A 24,207-nucleotide genomic window follows, 5' to 3' on the forward strand; every position below is an offset into this window, starting at 1 on the left:
AGTCAACCAGGAGGGTATATATGAGTAAAGTAATTGAAATTGTTGAACAGCTGGCAAAACCAATTGCGGAAGAGCTGCATTTGGAATTGGTTGATGTCGAGTACGTAAAGGAAGGAAAGAACTGGTTTTTGCGTGTGTACGTTGATAAAGAAACAGGAGTCGATATCGAAGAATGCGGCATTGTCAGCGAGCGCTTGAGTGAGAAGCTCGATGAAGCAGATCCGATTCCTTATAATTACTTCCTTGAAGTGTCTTCTCCCGGTGCGGAGCGGCCGCTCAAAAAAACGGCGGATTACGAGAGAGCCGTCGGCAAAAGAGTGAATGTGAAAACGTACGAGCCGATCGCTGGAGAGAAGGTTTTTGAAGGCACGCTATTGTCATTCGAAGAGAGTGAATTGACCATTGAATATATGGTGAAAACAAGCAAGAAACAAGTGCAAATCCCTATGGAGAAAGTGGCGAAAGCCCGCCTGGCTGTTTCCTTCTCTTAACCGGGAAGAAGGGCGAGTAAGGGCTTGAGCATGGAACCCCGCAACCGCTTATCAGCAAGCGATTGCGGCTTGGGGCTGCAAGCTGCCGAGCGGCCTTCTATTTCAAAAAAAGGATCGCTAAAGCAGCGTTTGATCATATTTAAGGGGGCGGAACGTTCGATGAGCACTGAATTATATGATGCTCTTTTATATTTGGAGAAAGAAAAAGGAATTGAAAGAGGTTTAATTACAGAAGCGATTGAAGCCGCGCTGATTTCTGCATACAAACGCAATTTCAATCAAGCGCAAAATGTCCGAGTCGATTTAAATATTGAGACTGGCACAATGCGTGTTTTTGCCCGCAAGGAAGTCGTGGAAGAGGTTTTTGATTCCCGCTTGGAAATTTCGGAAGCGGAAGCGCGCGAAATCAATCCGGCGTATGAAATTGGCGATATCGTGGAGATGGAAGTGACTCCGAAGGACTTCGGCCGCATTGCTGCGCAAACGGCCAAGCAAGTAGTAACACAGCGGGTGCGGGAAGCGGAAAGAGGCATAATCTATTCAGAATTTGTTGACCGCGAAGAGGATATTATGACTGGAATTGTTCAAAGGCAAGATTCTCGCTTCATTTACGTAAGCCTTGGTAAAATTGAAGCGCTGCTGCCGCTATCTGAGCAAATGCCCAATGAAAGTTATAAACCGCATGACCGCATTAAAGTGTATATCACAAAGGTAGAACGCACAACGAAAGGACCGCAAATCTTCGTATCGAGAACCCATCCGGGACTGCTCAAGCGCTTATTTGAAATTGAAGTTCCTGAAATTTTCGATGGAACGGTGGAAATTCGTTCCGTTTCACGCGAAGCGGGCGACCGTTCTAAAATATCTGTTTACGCGGAAAATCCGGAGGTTGATCCGGTGGGAGCATGCGTAGGTCCAAAAGGAAACCGCGTCCAAGCCATCGTGAACGAACTGAAGGGCGAAAAAATTGATATCGTCAAATGGTCTGAAGATCCGGTTGTATTTGTGGCTAATGCCCTAAGTCCGTCCAAAGTGCTGGATGTACAGGTGGATGAAGAAGCGAAGGCTACCACAGTTGTTGTGCCGGATTATCAGCTGTCTCTGGCGATCGGCAAACGCGGACAAAACGCCCGTTTGGCGGCTAAATTAACCGGCTGGAAGATCGATATTAAAAGCGAAACAGATGCCCGTGAAGCAGGGATATATCCTCGGGAAGATGGCGAGGCACATCCTCCCGCAGATGAGGCTAGCGACTTTTCCTCCGAAGAAATTGAATAAGAGGTGAAGAAAAATGGCTAAATCTAAAAAAGTTCCGCTAAGAAAATGTGCGGCAACAGGCGAGATGAAAGCAAAGAAAGAAATGGTGCGGATCGTCCGTTCAAAAGAAGGCGAGGTGTCCGTGGATCTGACGGGAAAGAAACCAGGCCGCGGCACTTACTTATCCAAAGATAAAGAAGCAGTTGAAATGGCTAGAAAAAGAGGCGTCTTATCAAGACAGCTAAATGCAGAGGTTCCGGATGCCGTTTATGATGAGCTGCTTGCTCTCGTGGAAAAGGGGAATCATTGATCCATGAAGCAGCCGCAATGGGCAGGGTTACTCGGGTTAGCTAATCGCGCAAGAAAGGTCATATCAGGTGAAGAGTTGACAGTTAAAGAAATTCAGAAAGGCCGGGCTAAGCTCGTATTGCTGTCGCGTGATGCCTCCCCCAATACAAAAAAGAAGATACAGGACAAAGCCGGGTATTATCAGGTGCCTGTAAAATGGGTGGATAATCGCTATGCTCTGGGCCAAGCAATCGGCAAAGATGCAAGGGTGGTTCTAGCTGTTTTAGATGCGGGGTTTGCCGGCAAGCTTAGCTCCCTAATTGATCAATGTGCGCGAGAAGCCGGTATTTAGCAAAAAAAAGCGAATGAACGCGCCCAAGACAAGAGCGCATCAAGCAAAAGCAGTCTCCGATAAGGAGAAAAGGTGACATGTAGAAGTCTCTAGCCATATCACTGTTATTGAAGAGGAGGCTATACAAACATTGGATAAATCGTTAAAGAATAAATCATCTAATCAAACAAAAGCTGGTCAGAACAAACAAGCAGGCAATAGAGGTAAAGCAGGGGGCAAATCGCCATCCGGCAACAAAAAAGGATTGAATCAAGGAAAAGGGAATAATAAAAATCAAGGCCGCAATAAAAATCAAGCCAAAAGAAATAATAAGCCGGCCCCGCAACAAGCCCCAAAAGTGAAAGAGCTGCCGGAAAAAATTACATTCACCGGTTCGTTAACGGTGTCAGAGCTTGCGAAGAAATTAAACCGTGAACCGTCAGAGATCATTAAAAAGCTCTTCATGGTAGGCATCATGGCAACCATTAACCAGGAACTTGACAGCGATGCTATTGAACTGATCGCCGGAGAATACGGCGTAGAAGTCGAAGAAGAAGTGCTGATTGATAAAGCGGATCTTGAAATTTATTTTGAGCAAGAAGACGAAGGGACCTTGATCGAACGCCCTGCTGTTGTGACAATTATGGGGCACGTCGATCATGGAAAGACAACTCTTCTGGATTCCATCCGGCACACGAAAGTAACGGAAGGAGAAGCCGGCGGCATCACTCAGCACATCGGCGCTTATCAGATCGAAGCGGGAGATAAAAAAATCACCTTCCTTGATACACCAGGGCACGCAGCCTTTACAACAATGCGGGCGCGCGGTGCGAAAATCACCGATATTACCATTCTCGTGGTTGCCGCTGATGACGGAGTCATGCCGCAAACCATTGAAGCCATCAATCACGCCAAAGCAGCGGAAGTTCCGATCATTGTGGCGGTGAATAAAATCGACAAACCGACAGCTAACCCGGATCGCGTCATGCAGGAATTGACTGAGCATGGCCTTGTGCCTGAAGACTGGGGCGGCGATACGATTTTCGTTCCTTTATCAGCCAAGCATGGAGAAGGAATTGATACGCTGCTGGAAATGATTCTGCTAGTGGCAGAAGTAGAGGAGTTAAAAGCCAGCCCAGATCGCCGCGCCATCGGTACAGTGATTGAAGCTGAACTGGATAAAGGACGGGGTTCTGTGGCGACATTGCTCGTGCAAAACGGAACCTTGCATGTGGGAGACCCTATTGTCGTCGGAAATACGCACGGCCGTGTGCGGGCTATGGTCAATGACATTGGCCGGCGCGTCAAAACAGCGGGGCCTTCTACTCCGGTAGAAATTACCGGACTCAATGAAGTTCCTTTAGCTGGAGACCGCTTTGTCGTATTTAAAGATGAAAAAACCGCCCGCCAAATTGGGGAAGCGCGTGCACAGGAAGCACTGCAGGCTCAGCGAAGCGAGAAAACCCGCGTCAGCTTAGACAACTTGTTTGAGCACATGAAACAAGGGGAAATGAAAGAAATAAATATCGTTTTAAAAGCGGATGTGCAAGGTTCGCTTGAAGCGGTGGCGGCTGCTCTGCAAAAGATTGAAGTAGAGGGCGTCAATGTAAAAATAATTCACACAGGCGTTGGTGCTATCACAGAATCTGATATTATCCTCGCTTCCGCTTCCGATGCCATCGTGATCGGCTTCAACGTCCGTCCGGATGTGAATGCTAAGCGGGCGGCGGAAGAAGAAGAGGTGGATGTTCGTCTCCATCGCATTATTTACAAAGTAATTGAAGAAATCGAGTCAGCTATGAAAGGCATGCTTGATCCTGAATTCCAAGAAAAAATTATTGGTCAAGCGGAAGTGCGCCAAACGTTTAAAGTATCAAAAGTGGGAACTATTGCCGGTTCTTATGTGACAGAGGGCAAGGTGACCCGCAACAGCGGCGTGCGTTTAATCCGTGACGGAATTGTAATTTTTGAAGGGGAAATCGATGCGCTTAAGCGTTTCAAAGATGATGCCAAAGAAGTCAGCCAAGGCTACGAATGCGGCATTACCATCAAGAACTTCAATGATGTGAAAGAAGGAGACGTTATTGAAGCCTTTATTGAGGAAGAAATCGAGCGCAAATGATCGGCTATCTTGAAGTGGAATATTTAATTTATGATTCGCATTCTTTAAAAGAAAAGCGGGCGGTGCTCAAGCGGACAATGACCCGTTTAAAGCAAAGGTTAAATGTTTCCGTAGCCGAGATCGACCATCAGGACGTTTGGCAGCGTACCAAGCTTGCCGTTGTCACGGCCGCATCCTCCCGAAAAGCGGCGGAAAGAGAGCTGGAGAATGCCTTGCATTTTTTGGACTCTTTCCCCGAGTGGGAGCGTCTGGCGACTTCCTATGAATGGTTATAAAGAGGTGAAAAAAAATGAGTCTTCGTGCTAATCGTGTCAGCGAACAGATGAAAAAAGAGCTGACGGATATATTAAATCGCAAAGTAAAAGATCCGCGCATCGGTTTTATCACGGTGACAGATGTGGAAGTGACAGGAGATCTTCAGCAGGCGAAGGTGTACATTACTGTCCTTGGTGATGAACAGAAGCGTGAAGAAACACTAAAAGCTTTAACAAAAGCGAAAGGATTCATCCGTTCTGAAGTGGGGCAAAGAATCCGTCTTCGCAAAACTCCTGAATTATTATTCGAATTCGATGAATCGATTGCATACGGCAACCGCATCGAAACATTGCTTAGAGAGCTTGGCAGCGAGCCATCAGATCGCTCCTAAGCAAGCGCTGGATTATTAGGTCTCTGGCCTCTTGAGTGAATATTATATAGACTGTCCATATGCTTCACATCTATATATCATTCTTAAAGAGGCTTTAGACCTCTTTTTTTTACGGAAAATGGATGAAAGGAGAGGGGATGAATGGATGGCATTCTGCCGCTTTGGAAGGAAAAAGGAATGACCTCGCATGATTGTGTGTTCCGCCTGCGGAAAATTCTTCAAACCAAAAAAGTGGGGCACACCGGGACGCTGGATCCGGAAGTGGAGGGGGTATTGCCAATTTGCATTGGGCGCGCAACGAAGCTTTCTGAGTACATCATGAACACAGGAAAGACGTATATCGGGGAGGTCACGATCGGTGTTTCCACTACAACGGAAGATGCTTTTGGAGATATGGTGGAACAGCGGGCTGTCACTGAGCGCTTTTCAAGAGAAAAAATTGAACAGGTGCTGCAATCTTTAACGGGGGAAGTAGTCCAGACCCCGCCGATGTTTTCGGCCGTGAAAGTCCGCGGCAAACGCCTGTATGAGTATGCCCGGGAAGGAATTGAAGTCGAGCGCCCTTCAAGGAGAGTCATCATTCAATCACTGGAGCTGTTAGATGACCGCCAGGAATTTGCTGGGGAAACGGTGCGTTTTTCTTTTCGTGCTTCCTGCAGCAAAGGCACGTATATTCGGACTCTAGCCGTCATGATAGGGGAAAGGCTCGGCTATCCTGCCCATATGTCTAAGCTAGTGAGAACATCCTCAGGAGGCTTCAAGCAAGAGGATTGCTTGACGTTAAAAGAAGTGGAGGCTAGGCAAGAAAGCGGGGAGATTTCCTCCTTTCTTCATCCGTTGGAGGCGGGTGTTTCTCATTTGCCGAAATGGCTGATAAGTGATACATTAGCAGGGAAAGTGAAACACGGAGCGGTTCTTGCGCAGCCGTCCGATTGGCCGCAGGGAGAAAGGGAAGCGGCTGTATTTGAACAGGGCCATTTGCTGGCAATATATCAGCTCCATCCGACAAAGCCGGGAAAGGTAAAACCGGTGAAAGTATTGGCCGATTGATTGGGAAGAAGGTTGAAAAAGTGGAAATGATCATGTTGAACCATCCTCATCAGCTGAATAGAAATGAACTGCCGCCGCTTGTCATGGCTTTAGGGTTTTTTGACGGGGTGCATAAGGGGCATCAGCGTGTGATTGAGACAGCTGTCAGGAAGGCCGGGGAATGGCAGTTTAAAAGCGCTGTTATGACGTTTGATCCCCATCCTTCTGTCGTACTTGGACATAAGCATCGGCCCATTCAATATCTTACGCCTTTAGCAGAAAAGCAAAAAGTCATTCAGTCTTTGGGGGTCGATTATTTATTTGTTGTGCGCTTCACGTCCGACTTTGCCGCTTTAGAGCCTCAGCAATTCGTAGATGAATATATCATTAACCTCCATGTCAAGCATGTGGTAGCAGGATTTGACTATACATATGGAAATCTAGGAAAAGGGACGATGGAAACCATGCCTTTTCACGCGAGAGGCCTGTTTGAATCAACCACCGTCGATAAGCTTGAGTATCAAGATGAAAAAGTCAGTTCAACCAGAATTCGCAGGCTGATAAAAGAAGGAAAAGCAGAAGAAGCCACCTGCCTGCTTGGCCGGCCGTATCAAGCGGTGGGAACTGTCATTCATGGCGACAAGCGGGGGGGAAGCAAGCTAGGCTTTCCCACTGCTAATATTGATGTTGATGATGATTACTTGATCCCTAAAACGGGCGTCTATGCTGTAAAGATCAAGGTCAAAGGGGAGTGGCATCCAGGCGTTTGCAATATTGGCTATCGTCCGACTTTCAAGAATCCAGAAGAAACATGTTTATCCATTGAAGTGCATATTTTAGGATTCCGCCACTCCATTTACGGGGAAGAAGTAGCGGTGCAATGGCATGCTTATTTGCGCGGTGAAAAGAAATTTGACAGCGTTGCGTCATTGATTAAGCAAATTGAACAAGATAAGCAGGCGGCTATGCAGTATTTCGCTGTTACCTCGTAAAAGATATTGCATATCATCTGTTTCTTTGCTATGATAGTAAATGCGTTATTTGAACCTTTGCTTGGCATTACGCCGCTCCGACGTATGCTCAGTAACAGGGGATTTGATAAAATAAGGAGGAATTACAAATGGCATTAACACAAGAACGCAAGAACGAAATCATCAACGAATTTAAAACACACGAGAGTGATACAGGTTCTCCAGAAGTACAAATCGCTGTGCTTACAGAACAAATCAACATTTTAAACGAACATTTACGTACTCATAAGAAAGACCATCATTCACGTCGCGGTCTTTTGAAAATGGTAGGTCGCCGTCGTAACTTGTTAACATACCTTCGCAATAAAGATGTGCAACGTTACCGTGAATTAATTCAAAAACTTGGCTTACGTCGATAAGCAATTCAAGAAGCGGGATTTTTCCCGCTTTTTTATTAGGAGAAAAATGGTTGGGATTTGCTTCCATGTAATGATAAAAACAATGATTAACTTATGTTCATGAAGTAAATAATACATAAGATGGATAAATTCAATGTTTTAGCTTTGCATGCATTGCAACGAGTGTTATGCTAATAATTAGGGTTGAAAATTATTAACTTTTATTGATATAGAGAGGGGTTCATTTATGGAGCAAGGGAAACAAACATTTTCCATAGAATGGGCAGGCCGGCAGCTGACTGTTGAAGTCGGCGAGGTTGCTAAACAGGCAAACGGAGCGGCGCTCATCCGCTATGGAGATACCGTCGTATTGAGCACAGCGACAGCGTCGAAGGAAGCAAAAGCTGTCGACTTTTTTCCATTAACAGTGAATTATGAAGAGCGATTATATGCCGTAGGGAAAATCCCAGGCGGATTTATTAAAAGAGAAGGCCGTCCGAGTGAGAAAGCAACATTAGCGAGCCGGTTAATTGACCGTCCGATCCGTCCGCTGTTTGCTGATGGCTTCCGCAATGAAGTACAAGTGATCAGCATGGTCATGAGTGTCGACCAGGACTGCTCTCCGGAAATGGCCGCCATGTTCGGTTCATCACTGGCGCTTTGCATTTCCGATATTCCGTTTGAAGGTCCGATTGCCGGCGTGGTGGTTGGCCGGATCGACGACCAATTTGTTATTAATCCTACAGTGGAACAGATGGAAAAGAGCGATATGAACTTAACTGTGGCCGGAACGAAAGAAGCGATTAACATGGTAGAAGCCGGCGCCAATGAAGTTCCGGAAGAGGTCATGCTTGAAGCAATTATGTTCGGCCATGAGGAGATCAAACGGCTCATTGCCTTCCAGGAAGAGATCGTTAGTAAAGTCGGGAAAGAAAAGTTAGAAATAGAATTGTATGAAGTGGATGAGGCGATTGAGCAGCAGGTTCGCAGCCTGTGCGAACAGGAACTGCTTCAAGCGATTCAAGTCCAGGAAAAACATGCCCGCGAAGAAGCCATTCAAGAAGTGAAGAATGAAGTTATGGACAAATTCACAGCGGAGGAAGCGGATGAGGATACACTGAAACAAGTGGCTCAAACGCTGGACAAGCTAGTAAAAGAAGAAGTTCGCCGCTTAATCACAATGGAGAAAATCCGGCCGGACGGGCGCAAAATTGATGAAATTCGCCCGCTTTCTTCAGCTGTCGGCATTCTTCCGCGCACACACGGTTCCGGCATGTTTACTCGCGGACAAACGCAAGTGCTGAGCATCTGTACATTAGGTGCATTGGGAGATGTGCAAATTCTTGATGGACTGGGTGTAGAGGAATCGAAGCGATTTATGCATCATTATAATTTCCCATCATTCAGCGTAGGAGAAACGCGCCCGCTAAGAGCGCCGGGCCGCCGTGAAATCGGTCACGGAGCGCTTGGAGAACGGGCGTTAGAACCGATTGTTCCGAGTGAAAAGGAATTCCCTTACACGATCCGGTTAGTTTCCGAAGTGCTGGAGTCAAACGGCTCTTCTTCGCAAGCCAGTATTTGTGCGAGCACGATGGCGATGATGGATGCGGGTGTGCCAATTAAAGCACCGGTAGCCGGAATTGCGATGGGGCTGGTAAAATCAGGTGAAAACTACACCGTTTTAACGGATATTCAAGGAATGGAAGACCATTTAGGGGATATGGACTTTAAGGTTGCCGGCACGTCGAAAGGCGTTACTGCGCTGCAAATGGACATTAAAATTTCAGGTTTAAACCGTGAAATTCTTGAAGAAGCCTTGCAGCAGGCTAAAGCAGGGCGCATGCAAATTTTAGAGCATATGATGACCATTATTTCCGAACCGCGGAAAGAGCTGTCCACCTATGCTCCGAAAATTTTAACAATGACGATTAATCCTGATAAAATCCGAGATGTCATCGGACCAAGCGGCAAGCAAATTAACAAGATTATTGAAGAAACAGGAGTTAAAATCGATATTGAGCAAGACGGAACTATTTTTATCTCCTCCGTCGATGCCGCTAAAAATAACGAAGCCAAGAAAATTATTGAAGACATCGTACGTGAAGTGGAAGTTGGACAAATGTATTTGGGAACCGTCAAACGCATTGAGAAATTCGGCACATTTGTAGAATTATTCCCTGGAAAAGACGGCCTCGTTCATATTTCTGAATTAGCCGAAGAACGGGTGAGAAAAGTCGAAGATGTCGTGTCTCTTGGTGATCAGCTTCTCGTGAAGGTAATTGGAATTGACGACCAAGGGCGAGTAAACCTTTCTCGCAAAGCGGTATTGAAAGAACAGAAAGAACAGAAAGAACAAGAAGAAAAACAGCAGCAATCTAAATAATTGGAGGCTGTCTTATAAGAGCGGGGCTATTCCATTGCGAGTGAATAATAGTGTTTTGCCAATTCATAAATACTATTGCTCAGCAGCAGAGGATGTCCGGCTCTTTGTTTTTTATAAGATCCCTGCTGATAAAGAAGGAAGAGAGGCACGAGAAGCCGGAGCGTAAGATCATGGCCATCTATGCCCGGTCCTAGCCTTTTTTTCTTCTGTTCAACAGAGGAGGAAAAGACTCCCTGGTTTAAGGATTTGCTTTATATGCAGGCACAGCTTGCTGCTTATCCAAGTTCTACTTCCTGAGAGCCATTCATAATTTTAAATGGACGGGAGGAGGTATGGACAATGTCAGCTATTAAACATATGATAGGTATATTGATTATAGTGTCAGGTGTTCTGCTGCTTGTTGAAAGGACAGCAGTCGGTACGTATATTGATCAATTGAAGAACGAAGCCGTCACCGTGCAAAGCTCAGTTTCATCGCTGAGAAGCAAGATCGGGCAAGAGGCAAAAAAGCGTTATGTTGAAGCGCAGGACGCCAAGATCGATCGGGTGTGGAAAGCGATTCCTGGCTATAACGGCCTTGAGGTCGATAGGGAAAAATCCTATAAAATCATGAAGAAAAACGGCGCCTTCTCACCAAAATATTTAGTTTACAAGCAAGTATCTCCCAAGCGCCATTTAGATGATTTGCCTCCTTCACCCATCTACCGGGGACATCCAGATAAACCGATGGTCAGCTTTGGCATTAATGTAGCTTGGGGAGAAGAATACTTGCCAAAGATGCTGGCAGTATTGAAAAAACATCGTATTCATGCTACATTTTTTTTCGAAGGACGCTGGGTGAAAAAGCATCCTGAATTGGCAAAGATGATCATAAAAGCCGGGCATGAAGGGGGCAATCACTCGTATTCTCATCCGGATATGGGCGTGTTAAGTGCCCGCCAAACCCGGGAAGAAATGATCAAGACCAATGATGTGCTTGAAGCAACCATCAATGTAAAACCTTCATTATTTGCTCCTCCAAGCGGCAGCTTCGCGGATCAGACGGTCAAAGAGGCTGACAAGCTGGGGATGCGAACCATTTTGTGGACGGTTGATACAATTGATTGGCGAAAGCCCGCTCCGGATGAATTGATTAACAGGGTGATGAGTAAGATCCATCCGGGAGCTATTATATTAATGCATCCAACCCATTCCTCATCCGCTTCATTGGATATGCTCATTCAAGAAATAAAGGCGAAACAGCTAAAAATCGATACGGTGTCCAACTTGTTAAGTGAGACGCGTGTGCATACAGAATACAGCCATTAACATAGAACAGGAGATGCTTTTTTCTGCAGCTAGAATAGGAGGATTATTTTGATAAAGAAATTCACATGCGATAATGGTGTAAGAATAGTAATGGAAGAAATTCCAACCGTCCGATCCGCGGCTATAGGCATATGGATCGCGACTGGTTCAAGAGATGAAACATTGGAAAACAACGGGATTTCTCATTTTCTTGAACATATGTTTTTTAAAGGAACAGAAACGAAGACAGCGAAAGAGATAGCTGAGAGCTTTGACAGCATTGGCGGTCAAGTCAATGCGTTTACCTCTAAAGAATACACCTGCTACTATGCAAAGGTTCTTGATAATCATGCGGAATATGCATTAGAAACGCTGGCCGATATGTTTTTTAACTCTGCTTTTGATCAAGAGGAAATGACCAAAGAGAAAAAAGTGGTAGCAGAGGAAATAAAGATGTACGAGGATACACCGGATGATATTGTGCATGATTTGCTGAGCAAAGCTGTCTATAAGAATCATTCTCTCGGTTATCCCATACTTGGAAACGAAGAAACATTAGCCAGCTTTACTAGAGAGAAATTAAAACAATATATGTATGATATGTATACTCCTGAGCGTGTTGTGATTTCCATTGCCGGAAATGTGAGGGAAGAGCTAGTGAATAAGGCGGATTCTTTATTTGGCCAATACGAAGGCGGAAGCCGGCCAGCGGGGCAATCGGCTCCCGAATTTTTCAGCCATAAAGTATCCCGAAAGAAAGAAACGGAACAGGCTCATCTCTGCTTAGGATTTGAAGGGCTGCCAATCGGCCATCAAGATATATACAGCTTGGTCGCTTTAAATAATATTGTAGGAGGCAGTATGTCTTCACGTCTCTTTCAGGAAGTGAGAGAGCAGCGCGGCCTCGCTTATTCCGTTTTTTCTTATCATTCTTCTTTTCAAGACAGCGGCCTTGTTACGATCTACGGCGGAACGGGCGCTGACCAATTGGACCAGCTGTTTGAGACGATTCAAGAAACGCTTGCAACCTTACTGCGTACTGGCGTTACAGTGAAGGAGCTTCGAAACAGCAAAGAGCAATTAAAGGGAAGCTTGGTGCTCAATCTTGAAAGCACAAGCAGCCGCATGAGCCGAAACGGCAAAAATGAACTGATATTGAAAAAGCACCGCCCCCTTGATGAAGTGGTCCGCTTGATTGATGAAGTCTCTCTTGAAAGCGTTAATAAAATGGCTCAACGCCTGTTTAATAAGGATTTCTCAGCTGCTCTTATCAGTCCGGATGGAAAGTTGCCGGTTTCATTATAAATAAGCGCAAGCTCTTGCTGCATAGAAGCAAGAGCTTTTTTGTATGAGTGGAAAAGAGAAATTCACAACCGAGACAATCACCTAAATGAATTTTTGTCATAGAATATAGAAGTGAGCTGGAGATCAACAATAAGAAGGATGGTGAAGCCGATGCTTACAGGCCTTCAACTGGCTGTGCTGGGAGGGGATGCACGCCAGCTTGAGATTATTCGGAAATTAACAGAGCTCGACGCGAAAATTTATTTAGCCGGTTTTGACCAATTAGAGCAAAGTTTCACCGGAGCTGTCAAAGAAAATATAGAAGATATTCCTTTTGAAGAAATAGATGCCGTTTTGCTTCCGGTTGCCGGATTGCAGCCTGGCGGAAAAATTGAGACCGTTTTTTCAAATCATGATTTGCGTTTGACGAAAGAGATAATAGAAAGAACCCCTGAGCATTGTACGATCTTTACCGGTATCAGCCCGTCTGCATTGACTCAGCTGGCCGAACAAACAGAGCGGCGCCTCATCCGGCTGTTCGATCGGGATGATGTCGCTATCTACAATTCAATTCCAACAGCCGAAGGTGCGGTGATGTTGGCGATTCAACATACAGATTTCACCATTCACGGTTCAACTGTAGCTGTGATCGGCATGGGAAGAGTAGGGATGAGTGTGGCCAGAACATTTAAGAATTTAGGAGCAAAGGTGAAGGTCGGTGCAAGAAAGAGTGAACACTTGGCGCGTGCGGTTGAAATGGGACTTGAGCCCTTTCATATTTCAAGATTGGCTGAAGAAGCAGAGTCCGCTGATATCATGATTAATACGGTCCCTACATTAGTGATCACAGCTCCTGCAATTGCAAGAATGCAGCCGCATACACTCATCCTTGATCTGGCTTCAAAGCCGGGAGGCACGGACTTTGAATACGCGGAGAAAAGGGGCATCAAAGCGATTTTAGCTTTAGGGCTTCCGGGGTTAGTTGCTCCGAAAACGGCTGGACAAATTTTAGCGGGAGTGCTGGCAGAGCTGCTGAAAACAGAAGATTCCAAATGAAAGGGGAAAACGATCATGACCTTGCAGGGAAAGAGAATTGGCTTTGGCATTACGGGTTCGCATTGCACGTACAGCGAGATTTTTCCTCAAATTGAGAAGCTTGTTCATATGGGAGCTGATGTTATTCCTATCGTCACAGCAACAGTGAAGAATACCGGCACTCGCTTTGGCAAACCGGGTGAATGGGTGGAGAAAATTGAAGAAGCAACCGCCAGAAAGGTCATTGATTCCATTGAAAGCGCAGAGCCGCTCGGACCGAAGATGCCGCTTGATTGCATGGTCGTTGCGCCAATAACAGGAAACTCCTTAAGCAAGCTGGCCAATGCCCTGACGGATTCTCCCGTATTGATGGCAGCTAAAGCAACGATGCGGACTCACAGGCCGGTCGTTCTAGGCATCTCAACGAATGACGCACTCGGTTTAAACGGACAGAACATCATGAAATTGCTGGCTACAAAGAATATTTATTTTGTTCCGTTCGGCCAAGATAATCCGCATCAAAAGCCGAATTCTATGGTGGCCAGCATGGACCGTTTAACCGACACAGTTGAGGCGGCTTTAGCCGGAAAACAGCTGCAGCCTGTCATTATTGAGAAATTTCGAGAGGAAACTTAAAAGTCTTCTTGACTTTATATGAGGATAATAAAAGAGCGGGACTTTGAAAGCACGGTCTCCGCTCACACCATTCTTATGCCTTATGTGCCATTAGCCTGTTGCCAATACTTTCTGCAAAGTTTTCACGGAACCGGACAATTTGCTCTTCTTTTCAAACATGAATATGTTAAAATAGTAGCTATTAAAAAGTGTTATTACACTCTTTTTACTATTTTATATTATTAGAAAACACGTTACATACCTCAAGGTAATATCGGTGAATGGAAAGGGGAAGAAGTAATGAATAATAAAGGATTTCACGTAGCAGTAGTTGGCGCAACAGGTGCTGTCGGCCAACAGATGTTAAAAACATTAGAGAAGAGAGATTTTCCAATCAGTCAACTTACATTGCTGTCATCGGCTCGTTCCGCCGGGAAAGCAATTTCTTTTAAAGGGAATGAAGTGATCGTTCAGGAAGCAAAGCCGGAAAGCTTTGACGGGGTGGATATCGCTTTGTTTAGTGCGGGCGGTAGTGTTTCTAAAACGCTGGCTCCTGAAGCAGCTGAGCGCGGAGCCATCGTGATAGATAATACGAGCGCCTTTCGTATGGATCCAAGCGTTCCGCTAGTCGTGCCGGAGGTCAACAAAGAAGATTTAAGAGAGCACCGGGGAATTATCGCCAATCCAAACTGTTCCACCATCCAAATGGTGGCGGCGCTCGAGCCTCTTCGCCGGGCGTTCGGCTTGAAGAAGATCATCGTCTCTACGTATCAGGCTGTATCCGGAGCAGGAGCGAAAGCGGTTGAAGAACTGAATGAGCAGACGAAAGCAATCATCAACGGGGAGAATTATGAACCGGGAATTCTGCCGGTGGGCAGCGGCAAGAAGCATTATCAGATTGCTTTTAACGCAATTCCGCAAATCGATAAGTTCGAGGAGAATGGCTATACATTCGAAGAAATGAAAATGATTAATGAAACGAAGAAAATCATGCATATGCCTCAATTGCATGTGGCAGCTACTTGCGTCCGTCTTCCGGTGGCGACAGGACATTCAGAGTCCGTCTATTTTGAAGTGGAAAAGCAGGGCTTAAATGCTTCAGATATTCAGGAGCAATTAAAAGAAGCGCCTGGAATTGTGCTTGAAGACAATCCTTCCGAGCAAGTATATCCAATGCCAGCGAATTGCGTAGGCAAAAACGATGTGTTTGTCGGACGCATCCGTAAAGATCTGGATGAAGATGCAGGTTTTCATATGTGGGTCGTTTCTGATAACCTATTAAAAGGAGCGGCTTGGAACTCCGTTCAGATTGCAGAAACATTAATTGAAATGGGCCTTGTTCAGGCGAAATAAAAAGCCTAACGTTCACCAAGGACAGGTAGAGGTGTAAATAATGAAAATCATCGTACAAAAATTTGGCGGAACATCTGTCCGCGATCAGCAATCGCGATTAAATGCCAAACGTCATATTGAAAAAGCAATGAAAGAGGGGTACAAGGTCGTTGTCGTGGTCTCCGCTATGGGCCGTAAAGGCGAGCCGTATGCGACCGACACGCTGTTGTCACTAGTGAACGGGGAAGAAATGAAGCTGACTGCAAGAGAGCAGGATATGCTTCTTTCTTGTGGAGAGATTATTTCCAGTCTCGTTTTTGCAAATATGCTGCTGGATAATGGAATCTCCGCTTGCGCCTTAAATGGCGCCCAGGCGGGATTTATGACAAACAGCGAACATACGAACGCGAAAATACTGGAAATGAAATGCACTAGACTGCTAAGCGAACTCGAAACCCATGATGTGGTTGTCGTTGCTGGTTTCCAAGGAGCCAATAAGGCGGGAGATGTGACAACAATCGGCCGCGGCGGAAGCGACACATCAGCGGCCGCTTTAGGTGCGGCTTTGGGAGCGGAGTGGGTCGATATCTTTACGGATGTGGAAGGGATTATGACGGCTGACCCTAGAATTGCCGATAAAGCCCGCCCGCTGGCTGTTGTGACCTATAACGAAGTGTGCAATATGGCTTATCAGGGGGCAAAAGTCATCCATCCGCGAGCGGTGGAGATTGCGATGCAGGCGAAGGTGCCTATCCGCATCCGTTCCACGTATTCAGATGGTGTAGGAACGCTAGTGACGTCACTAGCTAAGCAAAACAAAGGGTCCGATATTCGCGAACGTTTAGTGACGGGAATTGCTCACGTAGCGGATGTAGCCCAAATCAAAGTGCATGCGAAAAAGGACCACTATAATTTGCAGGCGGAAGTATTTAAAGCGATGGCGAATGAGCACATCTCAGTTGATTTCATCAATATTTCTCCTACTGGTGTCGTCTATACTGTGAATGGGAAAATGGCAGAGCACGCCCGAGAGGTGTTGCGAAGCTTAGGATACGAACCAGAAATTGAAAAGGGATGTGCCAAGGTTTCGGTAGTTGGAGCCGGCATGACTGGCGTGCCTGGAGTAACCTCGACGATTGTTCATGCGCTTGCTGATAAAGGAGTGCGCATCCTGCAGTCAGCAGACAGCCATACTACGATCTGGGTGCTTGTCAAGAACGAAGAGTTAACCACAGCCGTTAATGCCCTGCATGATGCATTTCATTTGCATGAAGAACATTTTGAATATGAATTTAAGAAATAAGCCGCTTAGAAAGAGGAGGAGAAAGCATGGCTTCATTTGGTCGGGTCTCTACCGCGATGGTAACCCCTTTTGATTCAAAAGGGAATATTGATTTTGGGAAAATTACGCAACTGGTTGATTACTTAATCGAAAATGGAACAGATTCAATCGTTGTAGCCGGCACAACAGGGGAGTCCCCTACGCTGACTTCCGAAGAGAAGATCGCTTTATTTAAACATACAGTTACAGCGGCAGCTGGACGAGTACCGGTTATTGCCGGTACAGGCAGCAATAATACAAAGAGCACAATTGAGCTGACAAAGAAAGCGGAAGAAGCCGGTGTGGACGCGATTATGCTCGTTGCCCCGTATTATAATAAGCCGAATCAAGAAGGGATTTACCAGCATTTCAAAACAGCTGCTCTTGCTACTTCACTGCCGGTGATGCTTTACAATATTCCGGGACGTGCAGGGGTGAATATTGCGCCGGAAACGATCATTCAATTGTCTGAAATCGACAATATTGTCGCTGTGAAAGAAGCCAGCGGGGATATAGATGCGGTGACGGAAATCATTGCAAAAACGGCGAATGATTTCCTTGTTTATTGCGGGGACGATGGGCTGACTCTTCCCGTATTGTCTGTCGGCGGAGATGGAGTCGTATCGGTCGCTTCTCACATTGCCGGAAAGGAAATGCAGCAAATGGTCACAGCTTTCCTTGAAGGCAATATTCAGCAAGCAGCGAAGATTCATCAAGAGCTGCTGCCTCTGATGAGAGGATTGTTTGCTGCGCCAAGTCCGGTGCCGGTCAAAACAGCTCTGCAAATCAAAGGAATGGATATGGGATCGGTTCGCTTGCCGCTCGTTCCTTTGACAGAAGCCGAGAGAGCCCGCTTACTGAAACTGCTCTAATCATCCCGTTTGCACAAAAGCTGCAGGAATAACTAGAATAAATAATCTTGATGCATGAGGCTGGGGCATAACTAAATTTGCTGACATGAAAGCCAAATCTTGTGTTTTAATTAAATATGAAAAACGATAAAGCCGAACTATTACGAAGCTCTCCATTAGAGTTCTGAATAATAGTTCGGCTTTTATTATTAGTTGAAAACCTGTTATCCCCGCCTCATGATTGCGGGAATACATAGCGATGTTCCGCCGGACAGAAGAATGTATTGGCTTTACTTTCCTTCATCCATTATAATAAAACTATTGGTATGGGACGGGCTGGTCTTGTATATAGGAGGAATTATAAATTGGGTAAGAAGAAAAACGAAATAATTAAAGTGATTCCGCTTGGCGGAGTAGGTGAAATTGGAAAGAATATGACGGTCATCGAAGTTGACCAGGAGATCTTTGTGGTTGATGCGGGATTGATGTTCCCGGAAAACGAAATGCTCGGGATCGATACGGTCATTCCCGATATTTCTTATTTAATCGAAAATAAAGAGCGCGTAAAAGGAATTTTTCTTACTCATGGACATGAAGACGCGATTGGAGCTTTAGGCTATGTGCTGAAGAAAGTAAAAGCGCCGGTGTATGGAACGAAACTGACGATTGCTTTGGCGAAGATGCGCTTGCGTGAAGAAAACGTTAAAGATGAAGTGAAGTACTACACCGTTCATTCGGATTCCAAGCTTCGGTTTGAAGGGGTGGATGTCACATTCTTCCGTACAACGCACAGCATTCCTGATTCACTCGGTGTTGCGATTTTAACTTCAGAAGGGGCGATTGTTCATACCGGAGAATTTAAATTTGATCAGGCGGCTAAAGGCTTTTATGAACCGGACATCGGCAAGATGGCTCAGTTAGGCCGCAATGGTGTCTTTATGCTGTTGTCTGATTCAACGGAAGCAGAGCGCCCCGGACATACAACGTCTGAATCTGTGGTTGCTGGCCAGTTATCCGATGCGTTTCATTCGGCGAAAGGGCGGGTGATTGTAGCTTCCTTTGCTTCCAATCTTGTCCGCATTCAGCAAGTATTTGATGCCGCTTATGAAAACGGCCGGAAAGTGGCAATCAGCGGAAGAAGCTTGCAGCGCGTCAATGATATTGCCATCAAGCTGGGCTATTTAAATGTCAAAGAGGATGTGCTAATTAGCCTGCAGGAAATCTCTGAATACCCGGATCACAAAGTGGTCATTTTAACGACAGGTGTTCAGGGCGAGCCAATCGAAGCATTGCAGAAGATGGCCAAAGGGGCGAATAAGCATGTCAAAATCAAACAAAACGATACCGTGTTGCTGACGGCGACGCCATCCCCTGGATTGGAGCTTCTGATGGCTAAAACCGTCAATCTTCTTTACCGCGCCGGAGCGACCGTATTAACAGGGGACCGCAAAGTTCATGTATCGGGACACGGCTTTCAGGAAGATTTGAAGTTTATGCTGAACATCATGAAACCGCGTTTCTTTGTTCCAATTCAAGGGGAGTACCGCATGCTGAAATCTCATGCGAAACTAGCTGTGCAGACAGGCGTGCCAGAAGAGAATATTTATATTCCCGAAAAAGGAGACGTCATCGAGTATAAGAACAATAAGCTTCGCGTCACTTCAAAGGTTTCAGCTGGAAATGTGCTGATTGACGGCATTGGCGTAGGAGATGTCGGCAATATCGTTTTGCGGGACCGGAAGCTGCTTTCTCAAGATGGCATCTTTATAGTAGTGATTACATTAAGCAAAAAAGCAAAGAAAATAGTCTCCGGTCCAGAAATTATATCTCGCGGCTTTGTCTATGTGAGGGAATCCGAAAAATTAATGGATGAATCCACTAAGCTGGTCACTGACATTGTCGAAAAGAATATGGCTGGTGAATCGTTTGAATGGGCCAGCATTAAACAGGATGTCAGAGACCAGCTTAATACATTTTTATTTGAAAGAACAAAACGCCGCCCAATGATCCTGCCAATAATCATGGAAGTATAAAATCATAAAAAACCATTCTTGGCCTCAGTGCTCATGCCCTTCCCAGCAGAGGGAGTGAGAATGGCGCCATAAGAGGATTGAAAAGAGCCCCAGGGCTCTTTTTTTCTGTCTTCGCAGCCTTGAAAGGATAAATTCAGAAAAAATGAGAAAGATATTCTTATTCAAGAATGAAAGGAGCAGATGGAGTTGGATACGGATCAGGATAGAAAGAGAATGGAGGCTGGAGCGGAGCCTAAAGAAACACAGGAAAAAACAGAATCCGCTTTAATGGAAAAGATTCAGCAGCTTGGCCAAACGAACGTTCCGCAAATGGCTAAGGATACATCCGTTCATTGTTTGACCATTATCGGTCAAATTGAAGGGCATTTGCAGCTACCTCCCCAAAATAAAACGACCAAGTATGAACATGTGATTCCGCAAATTGTAGCCATTGAGCAAAATCCTGATATTAAAGGGCTGCTTGTGATCTTAAACACGGTTGGCGGGGATGTGGAAGCAGGGCTTGCCATTTCCGAAATGCTCGCATCTTTATCGAAACCGACCGTTTCTATCGTGCTCGGCGGCGGCCATTCCATTGGTGTGCCGATTGCAGTCTCTTGCGACTACAGCTTTATTGCTGAAACCGCTACAATGACGATTCATCCTATTCGCTTAACTGGATTGGTCATCGGCGTTCCTCAAAGCTTTGAGTATTTAGATAAAATGCAGGAACGCGTCGTTAAATTTGTCACCAGACATTCGGGCATTCAAGAGCAAGCGTTTAGAGATTTAATGCTGGCGAAAGGCAATTTAACGAGAGATATCGGTACGAATGTGGTTGGTAAAGATGCGGTCAACTACGGTTTGATCAATGAAGTCGGAGGAATTGGCGAGGCGATGAAAAAACTGAATAAATTCATTCAAGAGAATGAAACAGAAAGCAAGATGATCCAATGATTTTATATACCACGATGCCTCAAGAACATATTTTCCCGCATGATTTTACATCGGAGGAACTCGAGCTGATCTCCTGGAATGGCATTCCTCTTTATGCGGAGCGCGCCGATCACCAATATCGGGTCATTCGAATCGTCAGCACCGATCCATCTCATTATTTGAACGACTCCCTTACACCCGGAAGCATGATTTCTCGTTAAACAGTATTAGAAGGATGCGAACAAATATGCTATAATAAAGAAAGCAGCCAAAGCGGCTGCTTTCTTACTTTTATGTAATAATCTATGGAGTAGGTGGTTGGCCATGACTCGAAAAAGAAAGAAATCGTCTAGACGGACTAAGAAATCGCCGCAAATAAAAGAGGCATTAAAGCTTGAACTTATCGGCATAATATTAATTGCTTTGAGTCTAATAGGAATCATTCAGCTAGGAGCAGTAGGAAAAGCATTTGTTTATTTTTTTCGCTTTTTTTTCGGCCAATGGTATATGCTGGGGTTTATCGGAACCATCCTATACGGTACCTACATAATGGTTAAACGGGAAAGACCGCTTCTATTTCAGCGCAGGCAGGCGGGCGTGTATATTGTTGTCATCAGCCTGTTGCTATTAAGCCACGTAAAGCTGTTTGAGCTGTTAGGAAATGGCCGTTTATTTGCCGAACCTAGCGTTTTGGTCAATACGTGGAAGCTGTATTGGCTGGAAGTGAAGGAAGGGGCTCGCTTAACGAGCGATCTCGGAGGCGGGATGATTGGAGCGGTTTTGTTTTCTGTCTCGCATTTTTTATTTGATACGTTAGGCACCCGAATTCTAAGCTTTGTTCTCATAATGATCGGTTTAATTTTAATAACGGGAAAATCGGCGGGAGAATTATTCAGTCAACTGTCTGCCGCTGTCAAGAAAAACATTCAAAAGCAATGGCGAGCCTTCCGGCAAGATTTAAAGGACTGGCAAAGCGAGAGGCAAACCCGCGCCCGCAAACAAGCGGAGAAAGATGAAGCAGCTGATCGCACCGTCAAGATCAAGGGGGTGTCCTCGTCTTCGGCGGCAAGCGAGGAAGAGGAGTTTGACCATTCCGATCCAATTATTTCAAGCTTTTCGGAACGGGCATATACAGAGGAACCGCATGCGGACAAAGAGCCAGCGGAGCCTGGCAAAAAATCAGCTGCAAAAGCGGGGGGAAAAGAGGAAGATGCGCCGGCAATCTCCTTTACTGAAGTGGAAAATAAAGATTATCAGCTGCCGCCGCTTAAATTGCTGAAAAGGCCGAAGCAAACAGATCAAAGCAGGGAATACCAGCAAATTCATGCGAATGCCGCCAAGCTTGAAAGAACGTTCCAAAGCTTTGGTGTAAAGGCCAAGGTCACTCAGGTTCATCTTGGGCCTGCTGTTACAAAATATGAAGTTCACCCGGACGTGGGCGTAAAGGTAAGCAAGATTGTTAGCTTAAGTGACGATTTGGCATTGGCTCTTGCTGCCAAAGATATTCGGATGGAGGCACCCATCCCGGGCAAATCGGCCATCGGCATTGAAGTGCCCAATTCGGAGGTGGCCGTTGTGTCCCTGCGGGAAGTCGTGGAAGCCAATGCCCATAAAAAGCCAGAATCGAAGCTGCTGATTGCTTTCGGCCGCGATATTACGGGAGAAGCGGTTTCAACGGAATTAAATAAAATGCCGCATTTACTCGTTGCAGGAGCAACGGGCAGCGGCAAAAGTGTTTGCATCAACGGAATTATTACCAGCATTTTGATGAGAGCGAAGCCTCATGAAGTGAAAATGATGATGATCGACCCTAAAATGGTGGAATTGAATGTATATAACGGTATTCCCCATCTGCTGGCACCCGTTGTTACAGATCCAAAAAAAGCCTCCCAGGCCTTAAAGAAGGTCGTCGGTGAAATGGAGCGGCGCTATGATCTATTCTCCCATAGCGGAACAAGAAATATCGAAGGCTATAATGAACATATTAAGCGCCATAATGCAGCAACGGGAGAAAAACAGCCGCTTCTTCCATATATCGTCGTGATTGTGGATGAGCTGGCTGACTTGATGATGGTTGCGTCTAAAGATGTGGAAGATTCGATTACGCGATTAGCTCAGATGGCTCGGGCGGCCGGCATTCATCTCATCATTGCCACACAGCGCCCGTCCGTTGATGTCATCACGGGTGTGATCAAAGCTAATATCCCATCGAGAGTTGCTTTTGCTGTTTCTTCGATGACTGATTCAAGAACGATCCTTGACATGGGCGGAGCCGAAAAGCTGTTAGGACGCGGGGATATGCTCTTCCATCCGGTAGGCTCTTCCAAACCCGTGCGAATACAGGGGGCCTTCTTATCTGATGAAGAAGTGGAGGATGTAGTGAACTTTGTCATCTCCCAGCAGAAAGCGCAATATCAGGAGAGTATGATTCCTGAAGATGTGCCGGAGACGAAGGATGAAGTGGAAGATGAATTATATGATGAAGCTGTTCATCTTGTAGCTGAAATGCAGACAGCATCCGTTTCGATGCTTCAGCGCCGATTCCGCATCGGCTACAGCCGGGCGGCAAGGCTGATTGATGAAATGGAGCTTCGCGGGGTAGTGGGTCCCTATGAAGGCAGCAAGCCGAGAAATGTGCTGATTTCTAAACCGTCAGAGGAACAGTCTCCATAAAACAAGGGCCGGCTGAAAGCAGCAGCTAGCAGTCGGCTTTTGGTTATCCTAAATGCAGACTCACTTTATTTGACTGCCGGATGATCAATCTGAAATCATCTTTTCAAACTGTATTAAAAGGGAATATAATACCTATCATTACAATTGTCATCAGACGTCACAGGAAAGCAGGTGGTTACATGACGATCAAGTCAGATAATAGACATCTATATTTACAGATCATCGATCGCTTGAAGCGGGATATAGAAGCGGGAGTGTACAAGGGAAAAGAAAAGCTCCCCTCAGAATTCGAACTGGCCAAACAGCTCGGAGTCAGCCGGGCGACATTAAGGGAAGCTTTGCGCATTCTGGAAGAGGAAAATGTGATCACCCGAAGGCATGGGGTCGGCACCTTTGTTAATGCCAAGCCGCTGTTTACCTCGGGAATCGAACAATTATCAAGCGTTACGGATATGATTATTCAAGCAGGGATGGAGCCGGGTACGATCTTTTTAAGCTCCAACATCGAAAGCCCGACAGAGGAGGATATGAAGCGGTTTGGCAGTGAACCGGATGAGGACATTATCATTATTGAAAGAGTTCGTACAGCTAATGGGGAGCCCGTCGTTTATTGTCTGGATAAAATTCCAGTCAAGCTCTTTCCAAAGGAATACAATTACGACGATGAATCGCTATTTTCCGTGTTAGACCGTATTGGAAACCGGAAAATTTCTTATGCGGTCGCGCATATTGAACCATTCGGCTTTCATGAAAAGGTGTCGCCGATTTTGCAGTGTGATCCGGAAACCGCTTTGTTATTATTAAAGCAGCTTCATTTTGATGATTCGGACGTTCCCATTCTCTATTCAATGAATTATTTTAAGGCGGATAAGTTTAGATTTCATGTGATGAGAAAACGGATCTAGTCTTTTATCCCGCTGTAAAATGCCTTTCGGTCTCTTCCTT

At 45.7% G+C, this 24,207-nt stretch carries 23 protein-coding genes; all 23 read left to right on the forward strand.

Annotation, left to right across the window (positions count from 1 at the left end; all coding sequences use genetic code 11):
* Nucleotides 1-20 precede the first annotated feature (20 nt).
* The 23 genes from rimP to CEF20_RS06095 all read left to right on the forward strand — a co-directional run bounded on the left by rimP (nucleotide 21) and on the right by CEF20_RS06095 (nucleotide 24,167).
* Nucleotides 21-491 (forward strand): ribosome maturation factor RimP, encoded by a 471-nt coding sequence (rimP, locus tag CEF20_RS05980; protein WP_100330948.1) that lies wholly within the window; start codon nucleotides 21-23, stop codon nucleotides 489-491.
* A gap of 159 nt (nucleotides 492-650) precedes the next feature.
* Nucleotides 651-1,769: a transcription termination factor NusA gene (nusA, locus tag CEF20_RS05985; RefSeq protein ID WP_100332012.1), complete on the forward strand. Its 1,119-nt coding sequence runs from the start codon at nucleotides 651-653 to the stop codon at nucleotides 1,767-1,769.
* Nucleotides 1,770-1,782: 13 nt separating this feature from the next.
* Nucleotides 1,783-2,058: an RNase P modulator RnpM gene (rnpM, locus tag CEF20_RS05990; RefSeq protein WP_100330949.1), complete on the forward strand. Its 276-nt coding sequence runs from the start codon at nucleotides 1,783-1,785 to the stop codon at nucleotides 2,056-2,058.
* A 3-nt stretch (nucleotides 2,059-2,061) separates the two neighbouring features.
* The gene (locus tag CEF20_RS05995; protein ID WP_100330950.1) at nucleotides 2,062-2,388 is read left to right on the forward strand and encodes a YlxQ family RNA-binding protein; all 327 of its coding nucleotides are present in this window, start codon (nucleotides 2,062-2,064) and stop codon (nucleotides 2,386-2,388) included.
* A 130-nt stretch (nucleotides 2,389-2,518) separates the two neighbouring features.
* Nucleotides 2,519-4,489 carry a translation initiation factor IF-2 gene (infB, locus tag CEF20_RS06000; protein WP_269799213.1) on the forward strand — a complete coding sequence of 657 codons (1,971 nt, stop codon included), beginning with the start codon at nucleotides 2,519-2,521 and terminating at the stop codon, nucleotides 4,487-4,489.
* The gene (locus CEF20_RS06005) at nucleotides 4,486-4,764 is read left to right on the forward strand and encodes a DUF503 domain-containing protein (RefSeq protein ID WP_100330952.1); all 279 of its coding nucleotides are present in this window, start codon (nucleotides 4,486-4,488) and stop codon (nucleotides 4,762-4,764) included. The genes infB and CEF20_RS06005 overlap by 4 nt, the downstream gene beginning before the upstream one ends.
* Before the next feature lie 14 nt (nucleotides 4,765-4,778).
* A complete protein-coding gene (gene rbfA, locus CEF20_RS06010; protein ID WP_100330953.1) occupies nucleotides 4,779-5,135 on the forward strand; it encodes a 30S ribosome-binding factor RbfA in 357 nt (118 codons plus the stop codon).
* Nucleotides 5,136-5,276: 141 nt separating this feature from the next.
* Nucleotides 5,277-6,185 (forward strand): tRNA pseudouridine(55) synthase TruB, encoded by a 909-nt coding sequence (gene truB / locus CEF20_RS06015; RefSeq protein WP_100330954.1) that lies wholly within the window; start codon nucleotides 5,277-5,279, stop codon nucleotides 6,183-6,185.
* A 20-nt stretch (nucleotides 6,186-6,205) separates the two neighbouring features.
* Complete coding sequence (ribF, locus tag CEF20_RS06020; RefSeq protein ID WP_100330955.1) at nucleotides 6,206-7,156, forward strand: bifunctional riboflavin kinase/FAD synthetase; 951 nt, start codon at nucleotides 6,206-6,208, stop codon at nucleotides 7,154-7,156.
* A 128-nt stretch (nucleotides 7,157-7,284) separates the two neighbouring features.
* Nucleotides 7,285-7,554 (forward strand): 30S ribosomal protein S15, encoded by a 270-nt coding sequence (gene rpsO, locus CEF20_RS06025; RefSeq protein ID WP_100330956.1) that lies wholly within the window; start codon nucleotides 7,285-7,287, stop codon nucleotides 7,552-7,554.
* Nucleotides 7,555-7,780: 226 nt separating this feature from the next.
* Nucleotides 7,781-9,916, forward strand: coding sequence for a polyribonucleotide nucleotidyltransferase (gene pnp / locus CEF20_RS06030; RefSeq protein WP_100330957.1), 2,136 nt, complete (start codon nucleotides 7,781-7,783; stop codon nucleotides 9,914-9,916).
* 339 nt (nucleotides 9,917-10,255) lie between these two features.
* Complete coding sequence (locus CEF20_RS06035) at nucleotides 10,256-11,224, forward strand: polysaccharide deacetylase family protein (protein WP_100330958.1); 969 nt, start codon at nucleotides 10,256-10,258, stop codon at nucleotides 11,222-11,224.
* A gap of 48 nt (nucleotides 11,225-11,272) precedes the next feature.
* Nucleotides 11,273-12,508 carry a M16 family metallopeptidase gene (locus CEF20_RS06040; protein WP_100330959.1) on the forward strand — a complete coding sequence of 412 codons (1,236 nt, stop codon included), beginning with the start codon at nucleotides 11,273-11,275 and terminating at the stop codon, nucleotides 12,506-12,508.
* Nucleotides 12,509-12,658: 150 nt separating this feature from the next.
* Nucleotides 12,659-13,543 (forward strand): dipicolinic acid synthetase subunit A, encoded by an 885-nt coding sequence (dpaA, locus tag CEF20_RS06045; RefSeq protein ID WP_100332013.1) that lies wholly within the window; start codon nucleotides 12,659-12,661, stop codon nucleotides 13,541-13,543.
* 15 nt (nucleotides 13,544-13,558) lie between these two features.
* The gene (locus tag CEF20_RS06050) at nucleotides 13,559-14,158 is read left to right on the forward strand and encodes a dipicolinate synthase subunit B (RefSeq protein WP_100330960.1); all 600 of its coding nucleotides are present in this window, start codon (nucleotides 13,559-13,561) and stop codon (nucleotides 14,156-14,158) included.
* A 279-nt stretch (nucleotides 14,159-14,437) separates the two neighbouring features.
* A complete protein-coding gene (asd, locus tag CEF20_RS06055; RefSeq protein WP_100330961.1) occupies nucleotides 14,438-15,490 on the forward strand; it encodes an aspartate-semialdehyde dehydrogenase in 1,053 nt (350 codons plus the stop codon).
* 40 nt (nucleotides 15,491-15,530) lie between these two features.
* Nucleotides 15,531-16,772 (forward strand): aspartate kinase, encoded by a 1,242-nt coding sequence (dapG, locus tag CEF20_RS06060; RefSeq protein ID WP_100330962.1) that lies wholly within the window; start codon nucleotides 15,531-15,533, stop codon nucleotides 16,770-16,772.
* A gap of 26 nt (nucleotides 16,773-16,798) precedes the next feature.
* Nucleotides 16,799-17,662, forward strand: a complete 864-nt coding sequence (gene dapA, locus CEF20_RS06065) for a 4-hydroxy-tetrahydrodipicolinate synthase (RefSeq protein ID WP_100330963.1) — start codon at nucleotides 16,799-16,801, stop codon at nucleotides 17,660-17,662.
* Between the two features lie 344 nt (nucleotides 17,663-18,006).
* A complete protein-coding gene (locus tag CEF20_RS06075; RefSeq protein WP_100330965.1) occupies nucleotides 18,007-19,674 on the forward strand; it encodes a ribonuclease J in 1,668 nt (555 codons plus the stop codon).
* A 180-nt stretch (nucleotides 19,675-19,854) separates the two neighbouring features.
* Entirely contained in the window at nucleotides 19,855-20,610 is a 756-nt protein-coding gene (locus tag CEF20_RS06080) for a ClpP family protease (RefSeq protein ID WP_100330966.1), read from the forward strand.
* Nucleotides 20,607-20,810, forward strand: a complete 204-nt coding sequence (locus CEF20_RS06085) for a YlzJ-like family protein (RefSeq protein WP_100330967.1) — start codon at nucleotides 20,607-20,609, stop codon at nucleotides 20,808-20,810. The genes CEF20_RS06080 and CEF20_RS06085 overlap by 4 nt, the downstream gene beginning before the upstream one ends.
* Nucleotides 20,811-20,913: 103 nt before the next feature.
* Nucleotides 20,914-23,262, forward strand: coding sequence for a DNA translocase FtsK (locus CEF20_RS06090; protein ID WP_100330968.1), 2,349 nt, complete (start codon nucleotides 20,914-20,916; stop codon nucleotides 23,260-23,262).
* 179 nt (nucleotides 23,263-23,441) lie between these two features.
* Entirely contained in the window at nucleotides 23,442-24,167 is a 726-nt protein-coding gene (locus tag CEF20_RS06095; protein WP_100330969.1) for a GntR family transcriptional regulator, read from the forward strand.
* The last annotated feature ends 40 nt before the right edge of the window (nucleotides 24,168-24,207 follow it).

This window comes from Bacillus xiapuensis (assembly GCF_002797355.1).
Lineage (GTDB): Bacteria > Bacillota > Bacilli > Bacillales > Domibacillaceae > Bacillus_CE > Bacillus_CE xiapuensis.

Excerpts from the sequence above, each read along its gene's own strand:
- nusA (WP_100332012.1), top strand. The coding sequence starts at position 651 with ATGAGCACTGAATTATATGATGCTCTTTTATATTTGGAGAAAGAAAAA.
- rimP (WP_100330948.1), top strand. The coding sequence starts at position 21 with ATGAGTAAAGTAATTGAAATTGTTGAACAGCTGGCAAAACCAATTGCG.
- CEF20_RS06085 (WP_100330967.1), top strand. The coding sequence starts at position 20,607 with ATGATTTTATATACCACGATGCCTCAAGAACATATTTTCCCGCATGAT.
- rnpM (WP_100330949.1), top strand. The coding sequence starts at position 1,783 with ATGGCTAAATCTAAAAAAGTTCCGCTAAGAAAATGTGCGGCAACAGGC.
- CEF20_RS06050 (WP_100330960.1), top strand. The coding sequence starts at position 13,559 with ATGACCTTGCAGGGAAAGAGAATTGGCTTTGGCATTACGGGTTCGCAT.
- rpsO (WP_100330956.1), top strand. The coding sequence starts at position 7,285 with ATGGCATTAACACAAGAACGCAAGAACGAAATCATCAACGAATTTAAA.
- CEF20_RS05995 (WP_100330950.1), top strand. The coding sequence starts at position 2,062 with ATGAAGCAGCCGCAATGGGCAGGGTTACTCGGGTTAGCTAATCGCGCA.
- pnp (WP_100330957.1), top strand. The coding sequence starts at position 7,781 with ATGGAGCAAGGGAAACAAACATTTTCCATAGAATGGGCAGGCCGGCAG.
- CEF20_RS06080 (WP_100330966.1), top strand. The coding sequence starts at position 19,855 with ATGGAGTTGGATACGGATCAGGATAGAAAGAGAATGGAGGCTGGAGCG.
- dapG (WP_100330962.1), top strand. The coding sequence starts at position 15,531 with ATGAAAATCATCGTACAAAAATTTGGCGGAACATCTGTCCGCGATCAG.
- truB (WP_100330954.1), top strand. The coding sequence starts at position 5,277 with ATGGATGGCATTCTGCCGCTTTGGAAGGAAAAAGGAATGACCTCGCAT.
- CEF20_RS06035 (WP_100330958.1), top strand. The coding sequence starts at position 10,256 with ATGTCAGCTATTAAACATATGATAGGTATATTGATTATAGTGTCAGGT.
- dpaA (WP_100332013.1), top strand. The coding sequence starts at position 12,659 with ATGCTTACAGGCCTTCAACTGGCTGTGCTGGGAGGGGATGCACGCCAG.
- asd (WP_100330961.1), top strand. The coding sequence starts at position 14,438 with ATGAATAATAAAGGATTTCACGTAGCAGTAGTTGGCGCAACAGGTGCT.
- rbfA (WP_100330953.1), top strand. The coding sequence starts at position 4,779 with ATGAGTCTTCGTGCTAATCGTGTCAGCGAACAGATGAAAAAAGAGCTG.
- CEF20_RS06005 (WP_100330952.1), top strand. The coding sequence starts at position 4,486 with ATGATCGGCTATCTTGAAGTGGAATATTTAATTTATGATTCGCATTCT.
- dapA (WP_100330963.1), top strand. The coding sequence starts at position 16,799 with ATGGCTTCATTTGGTCGGGTCTCTACCGCGATGGTAACCCCTTTTGAT.
- CEF20_RS06095 (WP_100330969.1), top strand. The coding sequence starts at position 23,442 with ATGACGATCAAGTCAGATAATAGACATCTATATTTACAGATCATCGAT.
- CEF20_RS06090 (WP_100330968.1), top strand. The coding sequence starts at position 20,914 with ATGACTCGAAAAAGAAAGAAATCGTCTAGACGGACTAAGAAATCGCCG.